Genomic DNA, 18,081 nt, shown 5'->3' on the forward strand with positions numbered 1-18,081 from the left:
AACCGTTCTATGGGAACGGTTTTTTTATGATAACGAGAAAAGGCTCCCCAGTAAAGGGGAGCCTTTTTCCTTATAAAACAAGCGCTGCAATCCATCCAAAGATAATAAGCGGGATATTATAAAATACAAAAGTCGGCACACAAGTGTCCCAAATGTGGTGATGCTGGCCGTCCGCACTTAAACCTGAAGTCGGTCCAAGCGTGCTGTCGCTGGCAGGTGAACCGGCATCGCCAAGCGCAGCAGCTGCCCCGATAATCGCAACCGTTGCCATCGGGCTGAATCCAAGCTGCAGGCAAAGAGGCACAAAGATCGTTGTGATAACAGGAATCGTCGCAAAAGAAGATCCGATTCCCATTGTAATGAACAAGCCGACAATGAGCATCAGCAATGCACCCACTAACTGACTGTGCCCCATGATGCCAGCTGCTGTTTTAACCAGTGACTCGACATCTCCGGTTTTCGTTAATACGTTTGAAAACCCGGCTGCAACAAGCATGACAAAGCCGATAAAGGCCATTAAGACCATTCCGTCAGTAATCAGTGAGTCCGCTTCATCACGCTTCATCACACCGCTGACAAACAGAATAACCAGGCCTGCCAGCGCCCCCATAATCATCCCTTCTACTCCCAAAGTCTGAGATAAGTAAAGCTGGACGCCGAGTGACACAACGATGGCAAGCACCGCGATAGCCAGGCTTTTTTTCGTATATGGAGAAGAGCTCGCACCAGAAATTTCTTTTGTTTCATATGTTTTCGGTTTACGGAATACGATGATTGATAAAATCAGACCTACAACCATACCAGCAACCGGAATCATTAACGCATAAGGAATATCACCGAGAGATACGTTTAATCCGGCATCTGCCATATTATCCTTGAGCATTCCCTGGAAGATTTGGCCGAAACCAACCGGCAGCACAATATAAGGCGCTGTTAAACCAAAAGTGATCACACACGCAATCAGACGGCGGTCCATTTCAAGTTCATTAAAGATTTTCAAAAGCGGCGGAATCAGCACCGGGATAAACGCGATGTGAACTGGAACGACGTTTTGGGAAAAACAAGATACAATTAAAATAATCAGCACAATCAGCACCTTAGACAGTGCTTTTTTGCGAGAATCTTCTTTATTTCCGATTAATTTAACGGAGGCTTCCACCATTGCGTCCGGAAGACCCGTTTTCGTCAAAGCGGCGGCAAACGCGCCAAGCATGGCGTAGCTGACTGCAACGGTGGCATTTCCGCCGAGACCGTCTGTGAAAGCTTTAACCGTTTCGCCAAGACCGAGTCCGCCTGTTAACCCGCCGGCTAAGGCGCCTATAATTAATGCGATAACAATATTGACACGCAGCAGGCTTAATACAAGCATAAGCAGGACTGCGATGACGACTGCATTCATGATACCCCTCCAAAAATCCTTTAGTTTGCTAATGTAGTAGATAAATAAAGTACGAACGTATCGTATCATAACCGATCCACTTTAGTCAACTAAAGATTTTGGAAGAAAAAATCCCCGCCGCAAGATGCAGCAGGGATTCAACATTATTCGCTTTTCTCTTCTTCCAATGCAAATCGCTCCGCAAGTGTAGCCAATGTTCTTGCCATAACACCGGTTGCACCGGACGGTCCAAAGCAGGTCGCTTTATTGGCAGACGCTGTGCCCGCAATATCAAGATGAACCCAAGGTGTTGACTCAGCAAATTCTCCAAGAAACGTTCCTGCCATAATCGCATGTCCTTCACGCCCCGGCGAGTTGCTGAGATCCGCCATTTGGCTGCTTTTTACGCGCTTTTTATCCTTCTCTGTTATCGGCAGCTGCCAGATCGCCTCGCCGCACTCTTGTGCGGCATCAGCTACCTGCTGGTAAAAGCTTTGATCATTTGTCATTGCGCCGGTTGTTTCTGTTCCTAATGCCACAACGACGCCGCCGGTAAGCGTAGCCACATCAACAAGAACTGATGCGCCATGCTGTTTCGCGTATGTAATGCCATCTGCAAGCACGAGCCTTCCTTCAGCATCTGTATTGAGGATTTCAATTGTTTTTCCGCTTAAAGATACGATCACGTCATCAGGCTTCATCGCCCCGCCAGAGATCATATTATCGGTTGACGGAATAACGGCCAGCACGTTTTGCTCGGGACGAAGCTCTCCGATCGTTTCCATAGCGCCGAGAACCGCAGCAGCTCCCCCCATATCTGATTTCATGCCGACAATTCCAGATTTCGTTTTAATGGAGTAGCCGCCTGTGTCAAATGTAATCCCTTTCCCGACAAGTCCGACGACATCTTCCCATTCCTTTTTGCCCTGATATTTCAGCACAATCATTTTCGGCGGTTCGGCAGAGCCTTGGTTTACCGCAAGTATTCCGCCCATACCGAGCTCTTCCATCTCTGATTTCTCCAATATCTCACACTCAAAATCATATTTTGCCGCAAGCTCTTCTGCATATGAAGCGAGGTCAGTCGCGGTCAGCATGTTTCCTGGCATATTCACAAGCGTTCTAGCCGAATTTGTCCCTTGTCCGTATGCCTGGCCGACGCGAAGCCCCGCCTGCACTTCCTGTGTATCTTCATCTGTGACAGCATATACGGTTTCAATTTGTTTGTCAGGCTCATTTGATTTGTGCTTATAATCCTGCACCTCATAGGAAGCAAGCAGGCAGCTCTCAGCTAATGCATGAGCGGCATCGGCTGGAGGCACATCTTCCGAAATAAACGTATCAAGCAGGACAGCTGCTTCTTGTTTTCGGTCTTTATGAATAGCCTGAAAAACATGAGCAAAACGCTCCTTCGCCTGTTCAAACGTAAAATTTGCTTTTCTTCCCAGACCAATGAAATAAATTCGTTTCATACCCGCAGAAGCTGGGGGGAATACTTTTGATACTTGATTCGGTTTCGCAGAGACATCACCATCTTTTAAAAGCTGTGTCAGATGGCCTTCGAGCATTTCATCAATTTCCAACGCTTTTCCTGTCAGCTGGCTTTTTTGAAAAAGCCCGACCACAAGGGTTTCTGTATGCTCTAATTGCTGAACCGCATAAAACATGAGGCTTACACTCCTAACGTAATGGGTATTTGTAATGAACAATGGTATAATAGGAAAAACATTCTTTCCACTACACTTATTTTATCAAACAACAGTCTAAGACTTGCTTTTTTCTTTTGAAACACGAAGGATTTTTCAAATAGAAAGGATGTCGCCGATGGAACTTTTAACGAATTTTCCTTTATTATCAAGCCTGGCCGCAATTATTTTTGCTCAGGTCATCAAAGTGCCCATACAGTATATCGTGTCCAGAAAACTGGACTGGTCGCTGGTCACAAGCACAGGCGGCATGCCGAGCTCTCACTCCGCAGCGGTCACTGCGCTTTCTACAGGCGTAGCCTTGGAGCATGGATTAGGCTCCTCACTCTTTGCGGTTTCTGCCATTTTCGCCGTCATCACCATGTTTGACGCAACTGGCGTCAGACGTCACGCCGGTGAGCAGGCAACAGTCATTAATAAGCTTGTCATTGATTTTAACCGTTTTGTTAATGAAGCAAAGGACTTCCCTAAAGCTGAAGAAAAAGAAAAACAAAAAAAGCTGAAAGAGCTTCTCGGACATCAGCCGATCGAAGTCTTTTTCGGAGGCCTGACAGGTATTTTACTAACATTGGCACTCGCTTACTTTTTCATGTAAAAAACGCTCCTGCTTTCGCTGGAGCGTTTTTATTCTTTCACCGTTTTATATTGATTTCTGAACACTTGCAAAGATTTTGTTTCATTGAGCTTCTCAAGCTCATCCTCGGTAATCTTTCCCGTTCCCTTTTTAATCACATATACATCAAGGGTTTTTTTGCCCCATTCATTGTATACATCTTTGACGGTTTCAAAGTACAAATCAAGGCGGTTTCCCTTAATAGCCGATCCGGTGTCAGCTACAACTCCGAGACCGTAATTCGGAATGAATAAAATCGTGCCGATCGGGAAAACCGATGGGTCGGCAGCAACCGTGGAATACAGATCCCGTTTCACTTTCACGCCTGAATATGTAAGCCCGTATAATGGATCACCGGGATTTTTTCCCGTCGACTCAGCTCCTGCAGTATAGCCAGTTGCTGTTACTCTTTGAACCGGATACTCATCCCAGTCAAATGCTTCTTCTAACGGCTTTGTTTTATCCTTAGCCGCGGACGTCGTTTGTGTTTGTTTCTGCTGCAATGCTTTTAATGTCAGTCCTGCATGCTTCAAGTGCTTTTCTTGATGTTCCTGCACCCATTTTGACAAGTCCTTCGCTTCAATTCCTGACACTGATAAAAATGTCGTGCCAAATGCAAGCAGAAATAAACAGGTCATCAGCAAACGTCTGATCATATTCAACATCATTCACCTCTCCTCCGAATCATTGTTCCCAAGCGGAGAGAGCATTATTCAAAATGATGAATGAGCGAACATACAAAAAAAGCTTTCTATAGAAGAAAGCGGCAGTTAAAACATTTGATATCCTCTTTTTCTAAGCATATTGATCGCTATCCCTGACACAATGGCGCCGGCCAAACCGCTGGCTAAAATCAGCACATCGGCAGCCGCTAACGATAAGACACGATGAAACAGGCTGGCAAAGGATTCTCCCGGTGACTGGACATAGCTGACCAGCTTTTCTTTGCTGATAATGAAAAGACATACAACCGGATAAATCACAGCCATAATCCAAGACATTCTCAGCAGCATGTTTAATAAGAAACCGATTCCAAAAAACAAAACAAAAAACAAAACAATTGAGATGATTACGACTGGCAGACTAATCAACCTATTCCACCCCCCTGCGTTGCTTTTAGTGTAACGCGGGGGTGGAAATAAAGTCAACGGCTGGAAAATGAATGACTGTCTTTTCCTGTCCCCTGGCAAGACGGACAAGTCTCTGAACCGCCGAGAATCAATTGAAAATATCCTTTTCCTGAGCAAAATGGGCATGCATGTGAAGCGGTTGTCGTTGCAGTTTTCATCTGATCATCACCCTTTTTCTTAATTTTCTGATAATATAACATATCAGGCTGTCAACAATAAAGTCAGATCATGTGACAAATTTTTTCATGTAAGCGGAAACATACTTATTTTCCTCTCGTTCTCTTTTTATTTTGGCGTTTTTTAATAAAGAAAACCCGCTTCCGCGGGTTTTTAGAAAAACTTGAACTTGCCTTTTTTCAGTGTCAGTCCGAGTCCGCCAATCATAAACAACGAGCGGTTATCAATGACTTTTTTCATAAACGAAGCCGGCGTGCCTTTCAGCTTTCTGCCATAAACAACCCCAACCGCGTTATGCTCGCCAAGAGAAGCCACTGTCCCCTTAATGTCCGGCTTGAATTCCTCAAGCTCTCCGCCTTTAATAAGCCTGCCAAGGTTTTTAGCGACCGTTATGCCCTGCTGCATGGCAATTTGCGCAGTAGGCGGATACGGGCGCTCTGTATCTTCATTCATAAACAGCGAGCTGTCACCGAGAATAAAGACATTGTCATGTCCTGGGGCGCGAAGATCAGGGTTGACTTTCACCCGGCCGCGCATATTTTCAAAACCAGCTTCCTCCACAATCGGATGGCCGCGGACACCTGCCGCCCATACAACGGTTTGCGATTTGATCTGCTCTGGTTCCTCATCTTTTTTGCCGACTCTGACTCCTTCTGGTGTACATTCTTGTACAGCCGTGCCGATCTTGAACTCAATTCCGTTTTCCTCAAGATAATGTACGGCATAGTCAACAAGTTCCGGATCAAAGCCCGGCAAAACGGTCGGCGCTGCTTCCACACAAACGATGCGGACAAGGCTTCTGTCAACGTCATACTCCTTACAGAGCTCCGGCACGCGAGCCGCCAGCTCGCCAAGGAATTCAATGCCCGTAAATCCGGCGCCGCCAACAACGATCGTTAACCTGTCCGGCCTTTTTTCCGCTTCCGTATTGTAAGTCGCAAACTGCAGCTCAATATGTTCCCGCAGCAGGCGCGACGTGTTGATGTTGGCGATCGGAAACGCATATTCTTTCAAGCCTTTAATGCCGAATGTTTCAGGCACGGCGCCGAGCCCGATGACTAAATAATCGTACTGCAGTTCTCCATTCGCAAGCACAACTTTTTTCTCATCAATTTTGATTGCCTTTACGGTATCCTGTACAAAATTAACCCGTGACTGGTTGATTACATCTTTTATCTGATAACGGCAGCGGTCATGATGGAGCGTACCCGCGCTCGCTTCATGCATCCATGTCGTTTCATAATGATAATTGTGTTTATTTACAAGCGTAATGTCAGCATCATTCGGCCCGACATACTTCGTCAGCCTTGTCACCGTCATCAATCCGCCATATCCTGCACCTAAAATCACGATTTTGGGCTTATTCAATGCCATCACATCCACCTTCTCTTTTTTTGCTTTTGTTAGACCCATAATAAAATCATCATTTGTGTTAGCTTCAGCTTATTGGCGGGATTTTATGAAATATATTGAAAAGTTTTTTGTGAAGTCCTCACCCATAGCACTACTACCATGTTTATCCGGCTGGCTCAAGAAACATTCAGAAAAAGATCATTTCATTTGGTTATTATCGTAGCGGCCGGCGGAAATATTTTCAAGAATGGATGGGTGCGTTGTATCCTTACGATTTTTTCTGCTGACTCGTCAATTCGAACGGCAATATGGTATAATTAATAACAATTTTCATTTAGGAGGCAATTTTCGTATGCGAGAGGATACAAAGGTTTATGATATTACAATTATAGGCGGGGGACCGGTCGGCTTATTCACCGCTTTTTACGGCGGGATGAGACAGGCAAGCGTCAAAATTATCGAAAGCCTGCCTCAGCTCGGCGGACAGCTTAGCGCCCTATACCCTGAAAAGTATATATATGATGTAGCGGGATTCCCGAAAATCCGCGCGCAAGAGCTTATCAATAACCTAAAAGAGCAAATGGCGAAATTCGACCAAACCATTTGTCTGGAGCAAGCGGTTGAATCAGTTGAGAAACAAGCGGATGGCGTGTTCAAGCTTGTAACAAATGAAGAAACCCACTACTCTAAAACAGTCATCATTACTGCAGGAAACGGCGCATTCAAACCGAGAAAGCTGGAACTTGAAAATGCCGAGCAGTATGAAGGCAAGAACCTCCATTACTTCGTTGACGATCTGCAAAAATTCGCCGGCAGACGCGTTGCGATCCTTGGCGGTGGAGATTCCGCGGTTGACTGGGCGCTTATGCTTGAGCCGATCGCAAAAGAAGTATCAATCATTCACCGCCGCGACAAGTTCCGTGCGCACGAGCACAGTGTGGAAAACCTTCATGCGTCGAAGGTTAATGTCCTGACACCATTCGTCCCTGCGGAGCTGATCGGTGAAGACAAAATTGAACAGCTTGTGCTTGAAGAAGTGAAAGGCGACCGCAAAGAGATTTTAGAAATTGATGACTTAATCGTCAACTACGGTTTCGTTTCATCTCTTGGACCGATCAAAAACTGGGGTCTGGACATCGAGAAAAATTCCATTGTCGTGAAATCAACAATGGAAACAAATATCAAAGGCTTCTTTGCAGCAGGTGACATTTGTACATACGAAGGAAAAGTCAACCTGATTGCCAGCGGCTTCGGTGAGGCACCGACAGCAGTGAACAACGCCAAGGCTTACATGGACCCGAAAGCCCGCGTACAGCCTCTTCACTCAACAAGTCTTTTTGAAAATAAATAATAAAAAAAAGGAGTTTGTGTCAGGTGACACAGCTCCTTTTTTATTTGAAGATATTTATATAATTCAGTGCGGTTCCAACAACCAGCGCAATCACAAGTGCTGCGACTACCCAGATCATTGCCATAATAATGCGGTCTTGAATCTTTTGGGACTTCGGTGTTTTTTCTTCGTTTTGGGCCATCTTTTTTGCTCCTTTCACATGTTCATGCCATAAAGAAGAAAGCCTGGTGCTGAACAACCAAGCTTTGCTGAACGTATATCATTCGCATTTTGATCCGCTCTCTAAGACCATTCGTTAAAACTATGATACCTAAACTCACTCTGTATGACAAGCTTCGGCACTTGCACCACACCTGCCAGAAATTAATTTTGTTTGACATCCTAAATAAAACAGAGTACATTATATAAGGCGAACATTTCATATAATATACTTTTAAATATTCGTTTTTAGGAGTGAAAACCATGGAAAATGTATTTGATTACGAAGATATTCAGCTAATTCCTGCAAAATGCATTGTAAATAGCCGTTCAGAATGTGATACATCCGTACGTTTAGGCGGACGTACATTTAAATTACCCGTCGTCCCTGCCAATATGCAGACGATTATAGATGAAAAGCTGGCGATTCAACTAGCCGAAAATGGCTACTTTTATGTCATGCACCGATTTGAGCCTGAAACACGAATTGATTTTATTAAAGATATGAACGCACGCGGATTATTCTCTTCTATCAGCGTGGGCGTTAAAGAGGAGGAGTATGAATTTGTCCGCCAGCTGGCAGAAGAAAATTTGGCTCCTGAATATGTGACAATTGACATTGCTCACGGTCACTCAAATGCTGTCATTGAAATGATTCAGCACCTCAAAAAACATTTGCCGGACAGCTTTGTGATTGCTGGCAACGTCGGAACGCCGGAAGCGGTCAGAGAGCTTGAAAATGCGGGAGCGGATGCCACTAAAGTCGGCATCGGACCGGGAAAAGTATGTATTACGAAAATCAAAACCGGCTTTGGCACAGGCGGCTGGCAATTAGCGGCGCTGCGCTGGTGCGCCAAGGCTGCGAGCAAACCGATTATCGCCGATGGCGGCATCCGCACCCATGGCGACATCGCAAAATCAATCCGATTCGGCGCAACGATGGTCATGATCGGTTCACTATTTGCCGGACACGAAGAATCACCAGGCCAAACGATCGAAAAAGACGGAAAGCTTTACAAAGAGTATTTCGGCTCAGCCTCTGAATTCCAAAAAGGCGAAAAGAAAAATGTCGAAGGCAAAAAAATGCACGTGGCCCATAAAGGCTCAATCAAGGATACACTGATTGAAATGGAGCAGGATCTTCAATCTTCTATTTCTTATGCAGGCGGAACAAAGCTTGACGCCATCCGCAATGTGGATTATGTAATTGTAAAGAATTCGATTTTTAACGGGGATAAATATTAATCATAAAAAACGCCAAGTCAGCGGCGACGCTTGACTTGGCGTTTTCTGTTACTTCTTCAGCAAAGTATGCTTATATTCGCTTTTTGAATGTATCTTTCATCAGTTCTGCCATTTGTTTTGCATTTGGATTTTCTTCATGTTGCAACTGATCAATGATGTTCATATAATCTGTTTCATTTCGGTTCTGGCTTAATTTATATGCCGCCTGAATGTCTTCCACCTTAATCTTAAATCCAACAATACCTTTCAATTCACGTTCTAAGAGTTTTGGAGAAAGCTTATCCCATAAAACAGGATGATCACGATGTTTTTCGTATTTCTCCAGCATGATTGTTAATTCTTCTGCTAGTTCATCTTTCTCTAACATACTTGCTTTTCCATACATGTGGACAGCCTGATAATTCCACGTCGGAACATTTTCGCGTGAATACCAGGAAGAAGAAATATAAGCGTGCGGTCCCTGAAACATCACAAGCACATCTTCACAGGCTTCAAACGTTCTCCACTGAGGATTTCCATAAGCGAAATGCCCCGTAATATAGTAATGATCGCCTTTTTTATGAAATTCTAACGGCAAATGAGTGGCAATTGGTTTTCCTTGTTCTGTTGTGACAATCGTACCAAAGGCGTTTTCTTGTACAAAATTCCAAATGTCTTCAGCATTTGTGACCTTAAAATATTTTGGAATATACATCAACATCCACCCTTTGAAAAATATGATGTGAGCGTTTTGGTCATGATTAAGTCTGTTTGTTCTTCATCCCCCATATAAAATGAGTGGGCGCCAGTCTGAACAAACCCCATTTTCTTATAAAAGGCAATGGCATTTTCGTTTTTTTCCCATACACCTAGCCAAATGTTCTTTTTATTACGTTCCAGCGCAATTTCTATCGCTTTATTCAGCAGATGTTTGCCAAGCCCATGCTTTTGAAAGTTGTTCTTTACATAAATTCTCTCGATTTCAAGTGATTCAGCGCCCAGTTCTTCAGACTGCGCATCATCGATGTTGACCTTTACATATCCAGCGACTTCATGATCAAAGTAAACAAAAAAGAATTCCGAAGACATATTGGATAATTCCTTTTCCAACTGCTTCGTGTTAAATGCCCTTTCTAAATAGGCTTTCATATTTTCAGGTGAATTCTGATCTTTAAAAGTGTCGTTGAATGTTTCGATACTCAATTGTTGGAGTATTAGTAAATCTTTCCGGCTACATTTTTTAATGTTTACACTCATGTTCGGACTTAGCTCCTTTATATAAAATCACGGAACAGATACTGACCTTGTTACCATTCCACCAAGAATCTTCTCCATCACCAACTCCTTAATGTTATTTTTGTTGCAATTGCAATAAAATACTATGTATTAAATATAGCGTAACTTCGCTGTATTTACAACAAAATACAATAACGACAATACAGAATTTCTTTGTCCGAAACACTTGGACCTCTGCTTCATTTTTAAAATGCAGAGCATAATAAAAACGCCTCCCTTAACGATAATTTATCGCTAAGAAAAGCGTCAGTAATAGTTGCTATCCGTTTTTAGTAGTGCTTAGCACTCTTCAGGCTTGCCTGCATTCGTTGCTGTTCTGAACGAAGAACCGCAGCCGCATGAAGCGATGGCGTTTGGATTGTCGATGGTGAAGCCGCCGCCGAGCATGGATTGCTTATAATCAATCACGGTGCCGTTCATGATGTCGAGGCTTTCTTTGTCAACTAGAACAGTAATGCCGTGCTGGTCAAACACACTGTCTGATTCACTCTTTTCATGCTCAAAGCCCATGCCGTAAGAAAGCCCGCTGCATCCGCCGCCTTTGACGCCTACGCGCAGAAATGCGTTTTCTTCCTCATGCTCTTTCATCATATCTTTTATATGCAAAGCTGCTGCTTCTGTAATTGTTACCGGGTTGCTCATCATTGTGAACCTCCTTTTAAAAACCGGTTGCTGTCTTTTATTATAAACATGATCGTCCCAATTCTCAAACAAGGTGTTTTACAAGAAATAGACACCCTCACAAACGGTTTCGGCCGGCCCTGTCATCATCACATGGCCGTTATCTTTCCAGTTTATCACCAAATCACCGCCTGCTAAATGCACCGTGATGTCTTGATTTCGTTTTGATACGCCGTTCAACACAGATGCGACAGCCGCTGCACATGCCCCTGTCCCGCATGCCTGTGTAATGCCTGATCCCCGTTCCCAGACGCGGAAATGCAGTTCTTGTTCATTCACGGTTTCGACGAATTCCACATTGACGCCTTCCGGAAATCTCGGGTCTTTCTCAATCACCGGTCCCAGTGTCGTTAAAGGTGCCTGTTCGATGTCAGCGATCGGAAAAACGATATGCGGATTTCCCATTGAAACGGCAGTGCCTGTTAGCTCAACTTCACCAAATGCCATGGTTTCATTGATTGTGTGCTCTTCCCCGCCGTCAAGCATCGGGAGTTCGTATTTTGATAAGCGCGGTTCGCCCATATCGACAGTGACCACATTCACTTTTCCATTTTCAACTTGAACCTCCGCTTTCACAAGCCCGGAGAGGGTTTCAATTAGAAAAGATGTTTCCTCAACCAGCTTATGCTCATATGCGTATTTTGCGACACAGCGCAGGCCGTTGCCGCAGTTTTTCCCTTCAGACCCGTCATTATTAAAAATCCGCATTTTAACAGGCGCTTGATCTGATGGGCATATCAGGATCATTCCGTCAGAACCGATCCCTGTATAAACAGAAGAAACCTGAATTGCAATCTCTGACAGTTTTTCTTCAGGAAGCTGTTCTTCAAATTGATTCACATAAATATAATTGTTTCCCAGGCCGTGCATTTTGGTAAATCGAAATGAGTTCATAGGTGCCTCCAACTTTTTTCTTTTTCTTAGTATAAAAGCTATTATAAACGGACACAATACAATTATCCCCCGTTTTTCATACATAAAAGCTCCTTGCACTGACGCAAGGAGCTTTTATTGTTTATATAAACATGCCGGCAATAGCTGCGCTGAGCAGATTTGCTAATGTTCCCGCAAGAACAGCCTTCAGGCCGAGACGTGCGATATCCGAACGGCGGCTGGGCGCTAATCCGCCAAGCGTACCAAGCATAATCGCAATTGAGGAAAAATTGGCGAATCCGCATAACGCAAAACTAATAATGGTAGCCGTTTTCTTAGAAAACTCGCCGATGTGCGGACCGAAGTTAGAATAAGCGACAAACTCATTCAGCACCAATTTCTGGCCGATATAGCTTCCAGCCTGCAATGCTTCATGCCAAGGCACGCCAATCAAAAAGGCGATAGGAGAAAACACATACCCGAGAATGGATTCTAATGTGACGCCTTTTAAGCCGAACAAACCGAAAGCTCCGCCGAGAATACCGTTTACTACAGCGATTAACGCAACGAACGCTAGCAGCATCGCCCCAACATTTAACGCAATTTGCAGTCCTGTTGACGCTCCCTTTGCAGCTGCGTCAATGACATTGGCTGCGCCTTCGCCTTCATCCATTTTAAAATCGCTATTTACGGTTTGCGTTTTTTCCGTTTCGGGTATAATCAATTTACCAAAGACAAGTCCAGCTGGAGCAGCCATAAAGCTGGCCGCCAGCAAGTATTCAATCGGAATACCAAGAAGCGCGTACCCAAACAAGGTAGATCCCGCAACAGCCGATAGTCCGCTCGTCATAATCGTAAACAACTCAGAGCGCGTCAGCCCGGCAATCAGGGGCTTGATCACTAACGGAGATTCTGATTGTCCTACAAAAATATTGGCAGCCGCTGCCAGAGATTCCGTTTTGCTTGTTCCAAGGAGCTTCGACAATCCGCCGCCAATGACACGGAAAACGAGCTGCATGATTTTCAAATGATATAAAACTGCAATCAGTGCTGAGAAGAAAATGATAACGGGCAGTACACTTAATGCAAATGCCGGACTGTCGCCGACCTTTAAAAGCGGTCCAAAAATAAAACTGATGCCTTCATTCGCATAGTCAATCAGAAGCTGTACACGGCTTGAAAACCATAAAAAAACAGCGCGTCCCGCTTCCCATTTCAACACGATGTATCCAAACGCCACCTGTGTGCATAAACCAACGATGACGGTTCTTATCTTAATATTGCTTTTCTTTTCTGAAAATAAAAACGCGATAGCAATGATCGCAACTGCGCCCAGCAGTCCCCACAGAACATTCATGAATACTCGTACACCTCTTAAATTTTATTTAAAAAAATATCTTTTATACGATAACAATAATATTTTTTGATGTCTACACATTTTTTTAGTTCTTTTGTACGACAAAATAAAAAAGGGCCTATCCAGGCCCTTTTCTTTAAAACATTGGATTTTCTTCAATAAAGGTATATATATTCTCAACAAGCTCAGCAGGCGTTTCACCCATGACGACTTCTCCGTTTACCAGAGCGAAAAGCGATTCCATACATGTCCCGCAGTAGCTTAAGCAGCCGTATTCAAGGACATCCAGGTTGGGATCCTTCTCTAAAATCGCCCTAGCTTCCTGAGAGCCGTGAGCCAGATTGCTGACACAAAATTCAATCATTGGATTCATGCGGTTTCACCTCACATACATCCATTATCGCGAATTTTTTACGATTCGTCAAAGACAACGGACTATTCAAGATTTATTATCGTAACATATCATTTCTTGTATAACGTTTTACTAATTTGCGCTTTCAGGCTAAATTGTAGGTTATTTTGAAACTATTATTGTGATTTTAGATCAAATTCGATATAATTCTAGATGTTATTTTACATAGTTCGTATTTTCTTCAATGTGTCTATCATACTCTTCGGATTAAAGGGGAATTCAAATGAAAAAATTGGTCTTGATCGGCGGAGGTTACGGGAACATGCGTGTTCTTCATCGCTTATTGCCAAACCAGCTGCCTGATGATGTTTCAATCACGTTAATTGACAGAAATCCTTATCACTGCTTGAAAACAGAATATTATGCCCTTGCCGCAGGCACAATTTCTGACCACCATATCAGAGTGTCATTCCCAGAGCACCCTCGCCTGGATGTCCAATACGGTGATATCACATCAATTGATATTGCACAAAAACAAGTGCTGTTCCAAGATCGTGAACCGATTTCTTACGATGACGCCGTCATCGGGCTCGGCTGTGAGGATAAATATCACAACGTGCCGGGAGCGCCTGAATTCACCTACAGCATTCAAACCATCGATCAGTCCCGTGAAACCTACCAAAAGCTGAATAACCTGAGCGCTAATGCCACCGTCGCCATTGTCGGAGCGGGCTTAAGCGGCGTTGAGCTTGCAAGTGAATTGAGAGAAAGCCGTGATGACCTGAACATTATTTTGTTCGACCGCGGTAATCTCATTTTATCAAGCTTTCCCGAGCGTTTGAGCAAATATGTGCAAAAATGGTTCGAAGAGCACGGTGTCCGCATTATTAACAGGGCAAATATCACAAAAGTAGAAGAAGGCGTTGTGTATAACCACGATGATCCGATTTCTGCAGACGCCATCGTGTGGACTGCCGGCATACAGCCAAACAAAGTTGTCAGAGACTTAGATGTGGAGAAGGACTCACAAGGGCGTATTGTATTAACGCCTCATCACAATCTTCCAGGTGATGAACATCTGTATGTTGTCGGCGATTGCGCCAGCCTTCCTCATGCACCAAGCGCCCAGCTGGCAGAGGCTCAAGCAGAGCAGATTGTCCAAATCTTGCAAAAACGCTGGAATGGAGAAACCCTGCCTGAATCAATGCCGCAGTTTAAGCTGAAAGGCGTCCTCGGTTCACTTGGAAAAAAAGCCGGCTTCGGGCTTGTTGCTGACCGTCCGCTGATCGGCCGTGTTCCGCGTATGCTAAAATCCGGATTGCTGTGGATGTACAAACACCATAACGGTTAATGATAGAGAAGAACCGCTGACCAGGTCAGCGGTTTAAATGATTACAGAACGGCTAAAACGGTTTTAGTTTTAGCCGTTTTCATCTTTTCAGCGTGTTTGAAAACCCTTGAAGTCTAGGAAAGGCGAGCATTGGAGCGGAGCGAATGTTTTCATTCGTGAGCACCAACGCACAGGCTTGACAACGAATGCGAGGGTTTGTCCACACGCTGGAACCGCTGATCAAGTCAGCGGTTTTCTATATACCCATGCTTCTCCATTTCCTCATAAACGTCTTTTAATTTTGGATTGCCTTCACCGACAATTTTGTCTTCTACTAGTACAAGCGGATAAAAATACTCGTCATTTCTGATTTTTTCCGCAAGCTCTTTCGCCTGTTCATTGTCAGGCGGCTCATGAATATCAATGTATTGCATCTCAAAAGGCTGATTCGGATATTTTCTTTTCAGCGCAGCCTCAAGCCACTCGTATGTATCCTTGGCTGTCGGCATATTGACACAGCTCGCACAAACGGTTTCTGCCCCGTACACGCTGAGCATGATTGGTTTCATCACTGCAAATGCCCCCTTCTCCTAGGTAAGTCCTTTCTTTAAGTATACAGAGCCAAAGGGCGTTTTTATAGAAAAAAACCGTTTTTGTGTTGAAGTCTGAATGTGCTATAATAAGGAAAGCAACTTTGCAAACCAAACAATAGATTTTTATTGTTACACTGAATATAATGGTTTTATGACGATGAAAGGAGCGAATGTCATGACTGAAGTTGAAATGAAAGAACAGGTGCAGGAAGTACTGGACAAACTTCGTCCGTTTTTACTTCGTGACGGCGGTGACTGTGAGCTTGTAGACGTAGATGAAGGTATTGTTAAGCTTCGTCTTCTAGGCGCATGCGGCAGCTGCCCAAGTTCAACAATTACGCTGAAAGCCGGAATTGAGCGCGCTCTTCTAGAAGAAGTGCCGGGTGTCGTTGAAGTAGAACAAGTCTTTTAATCAAGCAGCCAGGCTGATATTTGATCAGCCTGGCTTTTTTTATTAGAGATATTGGTCAAACCATGAGCTGATATAATTCAGGCGCTTGATCCGCTGTCTTGGGTGTCCGGTGCGTGACAAATTGTGCGACGCTTTCGGAAAACGGACAAACATCGTTTCCTTGCCCATTTTTTTTAGAGCGATAAACAGCTGCTCCGCCTGCTCGATCGGGCATCGGTCATCCCGCTCGCTATGCAGAATCAAAAGCGGTGTCTTAACGTTTGCTGCGTATTTTAAAGGAGACCGGTCCCAGAGCTTTTCTGTGTCCTCAAACATGTCATGCTCAAGCTGCCAGTCTGTAAAGAAATAGCCGATATCACTGACGCCGTGAAAGCTGATCCAATTTGATATCGAGCGCTGGGTGACGGCAGCTTTAAAGCGGTTCGTCTGCCCGACAATCCAGTTGGTCATAAAACCTCCGTAGCTTCCGCCCGTGACGCCGAGCCGCTTAGGATCAATATGCGGATCTCGTTTGATAGCCTCATCCACAGCCTGCATCACATCGTCATAATCCTTTCCCCCATAATCTCCTCTGACTGCATTCACAAATTCCTGCCCGTAGCCGTGGCTTCCCCTCGGATTGATATAGACGACCGCGTATCCTTTCGCCGCCAGCACTTGAAACTCATGAAAATATGTATGCCCGTACATCATATGAGGACCGCCGTGTATGTTGAGAATAAGTGGATATGTTGTTTCACCTTCCATTTGTGCGGGCTTCATCAGCCAGCCGTTCACCGTCACGCCGTCTTCTGTGACATATTGAATCTCTTCAGGTAGTGAAATCGCATGCTCACTAACAAACTTGTCATTCACGCCAGTCAGCTGTTTTTCTTCCTGTCCAAGCGGGATACTGTAAAGCTCACTCGGTCTGTCCGGCTTTGTCACACTGGCCATAAAGTGCTGTTCATCAGGTGAAAGAGAAAAGCTATTGATGTACTCCTTTTCCAGACGAATCGGATACACAAGGCCTTCAATCGAAATATAATAGATTCCCGTGCTTCCTTGATCTGTGCCGATAACATAAAACCCTTGGCAGTCTTTCGTCCAAATCGGGCGCTGTTCGGCACCTCCAATCAATGAATCTCCAATCAGCGCATCCGCTAAATGAACGTCCAGCATCTCAGTCAGACATGTGAGGCGGCCTTGTTCGATATCATAGAGCCACGCCTTTGAGAGCGTTGCATTCTTATATTCCTTTTCATTTCCAAGCAAAGCAAGATATCTTCCGTCTGGTGAAAATGAACTTGATCCGAATGAGCCGCGATGAGGTGTAACCTGCTTAAGATCACCAGACGCCAGTGACATCATGTAAACATCATGCGGCTTGCTGGCATCATCCATTTCAGTTAAATTAGCTGAGAAAACAAGCCATTTGCCGTCAGGAGAAAAAGCAGGATCGCCATGATCGGCTTTGTGATTTGTCAGCTCCTTCATCTCGCCAGACTTGACGCTGACAAGCACAAGCTGGGCATACGCACCTCTCGTCAGCCCTTTGCCGTCCCGTTTATAGGAGAGACCATGAACTTCAACAGGTTCATAGCTGTCCTGCTCCAATTTTTCTTGATCATTAGCACTTTCTCCCTCTCCCAAATTGACAGTGACAAGAATCGATTCACCGTCTGGAGACCATAGCGGCTTTGACACGCCATATGGGATATCAGTCAGTTTTCTTGCTTCTCCGCCTTCAGTGCTCATGATATACAGCTGTGCTGCATCCCCTTCACGATCAGAAATAAAAGCAAGCGTGCGCCCGTCCGGAGACCATCTTGGGTCGGTGCTTCGCTTTTCTCCATGTGTCCAAGGAACAGACCCGCCTGTTTTTGTTTCATAGACCCATATATTTGATGTATACGAATCTTTCTCTTGGTTTACTTGTGACTTCACAAATGCGGCACGGGTGCCGTCTGGGGCGTATTGAGGATCGGTCACAGAGACAATCTCTGTGATGTTTTCTGCGGTTATCAGCTTTTTCATATTCATATCTCCTCCTTTTTACATGTATTTCGTTTTCCTAA

Annotated in this window: 20 protein-coding genes; 5 read left to right on the top strand and 15 right to left on the bottom strand. The window is 44.5% G+C overall.

Annotated features, from left to right (window positions below; all coding sequences use genetic code 11):
• Nucleotides 1-70 precede the first annotated feature (70 nt).
• A complete protein-coding gene (locus C1T29_RS18930; protein ID WP_014665222.1) occupies nt 71-1,399 on the bottom strand; it encodes a Na+/H+ antiporter family protein in 1,329 nt (442 codons plus the stop codon).
• Between the two features lie 143 nt (nt 1,400-1,542).
• Entirely contained in the window at nt 1,543-3,045 is a 1,503-nt protein-coding gene (locus C1T29_RS18935) for a leucyl aminopeptidase (protein WP_103750164.1), read from the bottom strand.
• A 157-nt stretch (nt 3,046-3,202) separates the two neighbouring features.
• Here C1T29_RS18935 and C1T29_RS18940 point away from each other — a divergent pair, with 157 nt between their 5' ends.
• Complete coding sequence (locus C1T29_RS18940; RefSeq protein ID WP_014665224.1) at nt 3,203-3,679, top strand: divergent PAP2 family protein; 477 nt, start codon at nt 3,203-3,205, stop codon at nt 3,677-3,679.
• Nucleotides 3,680-3,708: 29 nt separating this feature from the next.
• Here C1T29_RS18940 and spsC read toward each other — a convergent pair whose 3' ends face one another.
• The 4 genes from spsC to C1T29_RS18960 all read right to left on the bottom strand — a co-directional run bounded on the left by spsC (nt 3,709) and on the right by C1T29_RS18960 (nt 6,378).
• Nucleotides 3,709-4,365, bottom strand: coding sequence for a stationary phase survival protein SpsC (gene spsC, locus C1T29_RS18945; RefSeq protein WP_080488032.1), 657 nt, complete (start codon nt 4,363-4,365; stop codon nt 3,709-3,711).
• 102 nt (nt 4,366-4,467) lie between these two features.
• Complete coding sequence (locus C1T29_RS18950; RefSeq protein WP_014665226.1) at nt 4,468-4,788, bottom strand: YuiB family protein; 321 nt, start codon at nt 4,786-4,788, stop codon at nt 4,468-4,470.
• A gap of 53 nt (nt 4,789-4,841) precedes the next feature.
• Nucleotides 4,842-4,985, bottom strand: a complete 144-nt coding sequence (locus C1T29_RS18955; RefSeq protein WP_003243733.1) for a YuiA family protein — start codon at nt 4,983-4,985, stop codon at nt 4,842-4,844.
• 172 nt (nt 4,986-5,157) lie between these two features.
• Nucleotides 5,158-6,378, bottom strand: coding sequence for an NAD(P)/FAD-dependent oxidoreductase (locus tag C1T29_RS18960; RefSeq protein ID WP_095432021.1), 1,221 nt, complete (start codon nt 6,376-6,378; stop codon nt 5,158-5,160).
• Nucleotides 6,379-6,709: 331 nt separating this feature from the next.
• On the opposite strand from C1T29_RS18960, the gene yumC reads away from it, so the two are divergent.
• Complete coding sequence (yumC, locus tag C1T29_RS18965; RefSeq protein WP_103750165.1) at nt 6,710-7,708, top strand: ferredoxin--NADP reductase 2; 999 nt, start codon at nt 6,710-6,712, stop codon at nt 7,706-7,708.
• Between the two features lie 40 nt (nt 7,709-7,748).
• Here the strand turns inward: yumC and C1T29_RS18970 are convergent, their stop codons facing one another.
• Nucleotides 7,749-7,889 (bottom strand): hypothetical protein, encoded by a 141-nt coding sequence (locus C1T29_RS18970; RefSeq protein WP_003228723.1) that lies wholly within the window; start codon nt 7,887-7,889, stop codon nt 7,749-7,751.
• 281 nt (nt 7,890-8,170) lie between these two features.
• On the opposite strand from C1T29_RS18970, the gene guaC reads away from it, so the two are divergent.
• Nucleotides 8,171-9,151 carry a GMP reductase gene (gene guaC, locus C1T29_RS18975; RefSeq protein ID WP_069840260.1) on the top strand — a complete coding sequence of 327 codons (981 nt, stop codon included), beginning with the start codon at nt 8,171-8,173 and terminating at the stop codon, nt 9,149-9,151.
• A gap of 70 nt (nt 9,152-9,221) precedes the next feature.
• Here guaC and C1T29_RS18980 read toward each other — a convergent pair whose 3' ends face one another.
• From C1T29_RS18980 to C1T29_RS19005, 6 genes are all read right to left on the bottom strand, one after another.
• Nucleotides 9,222-9,845, bottom strand: a complete 624-nt coding sequence (locus tag C1T29_RS18980) for an FMN-binding negative transcriptional regulator (RefSeq protein WP_103750166.1) — start codon at nt 9,843-9,845, stop codon at nt 9,222-9,224.
• Nucleotides 9,845-10,387: a spermidine/spermine N(1)-acetyltransferase gene (locus tag C1T29_RS18985; protein WP_103750167.1), complete on the bottom strand. Its 543-nt coding sequence runs from the start codon at nt 10,385-10,387 to the stop codon at nt 9,845-9,847. Before C1T29_RS18985 ends, C1T29_RS18980 begins: the two co-directional genes overlap by 1 nt.
• 318 nt (nt 10,388-10,705) lie before the next feature.
• Entirely contained in the window at nt 10,706-11,068 is a 363-nt protein-coding gene (locus tag C1T29_RS18990; RefSeq protein WP_003244166.1) for a HesB/IscA family protein, read from the bottom strand.
• Between the two features lie 78 nt (nt 11,069-11,146).
• Complete coding sequence (gene dapF, locus C1T29_RS18995; protein ID WP_071580810.1) at nt 11,147-12,001, bottom strand: diaminopimelate epimerase; 855 nt, start codon at nt 11,999-12,001, stop codon at nt 11,147-11,149.
• A gap of 121 nt (nt 12,002-12,122) precedes the next feature.
• A complete protein-coding gene (locus tag C1T29_RS19000) occupies nt 12,123-13,337 on the bottom strand; it encodes a NupC/NupG family nucleoside CNT transporter (RefSeq protein WP_014665236.1) in 1,215 nt (404 codons plus the stop codon).
• 136 nt (nt 13,338-13,473) lie between these two features.
• Nucleotides 13,474-13,710, bottom strand: coding sequence for a YuzB family protein (locus C1T29_RS19005; RefSeq protein ID WP_003222913.1), 237 nt, complete (start codon nt 13,708-13,710; stop codon nt 13,474-13,476).
• Between the two features lie 262 nt (nt 13,711-13,972).
• On the opposite strand from C1T29_RS19005, the gene C1T29_RS19010 reads away from it, so the two are divergent.
• Nucleotides 13,973-15,040: an NAD(P)/FAD-dependent oxidoreductase gene (locus C1T29_RS19010; RefSeq protein WP_103750168.1), complete on the top strand. Its 1,068-nt coding sequence runs from the start codon at nt 13,973-13,975 to the stop codon at nt 15,038-15,040.
• Nucleotides 15,041-15,264: 224 nt separating this feature from the next.
• On the opposite strand, the gene C1T29_RS19015 is transcribed toward C1T29_RS19010, so the two are convergent.
• On the bottom strand, nt 15,265-15,591 hold the full coding sequence (locus C1T29_RS19015; protein WP_040081940.1) for a YuzD family protein: 327 nt from the start codon (nt 15,589-15,591) through the stop codon (nt 15,265-15,267).
• A gap of 97 nt (nt 15,592-15,688) precedes the next feature.
• Here C1T29_RS19015 and C1T29_RS19020 point away from each other — a divergent pair, with 97 nt between their 5' ends.
• Nucleotides 15,689-16,024: a NifU family protein gene (locus C1T29_RS19020; RefSeq protein WP_189396859.1), complete on the top strand. Its 336-nt coding sequence runs from the start codon at nt 15,689-15,691 to the stop codon at nt 16,022-16,024.
• A gap of 42 nt (nt 16,025-16,066) precedes the next feature.
• On the opposite strand, the gene C1T29_RS19025 is transcribed toward C1T29_RS19020, so the two are convergent.
• The gene (locus C1T29_RS19025) at nt 16,067-18,040 is read right to left on the bottom strand and encodes a S9 family peptidase (protein ID WP_103750169.1); all 1,974 of its coding nucleotides are present in this window, start codon (nt 18,038-18,040) and stop codon (nt 16,067-16,069) included.
• Between the last annotated feature and the right edge of the window lie 41 nt (nt 18,041-18,081).

This window comes from Bacillus sp. MBGLi79 (genome assembly GCF_002953915.1).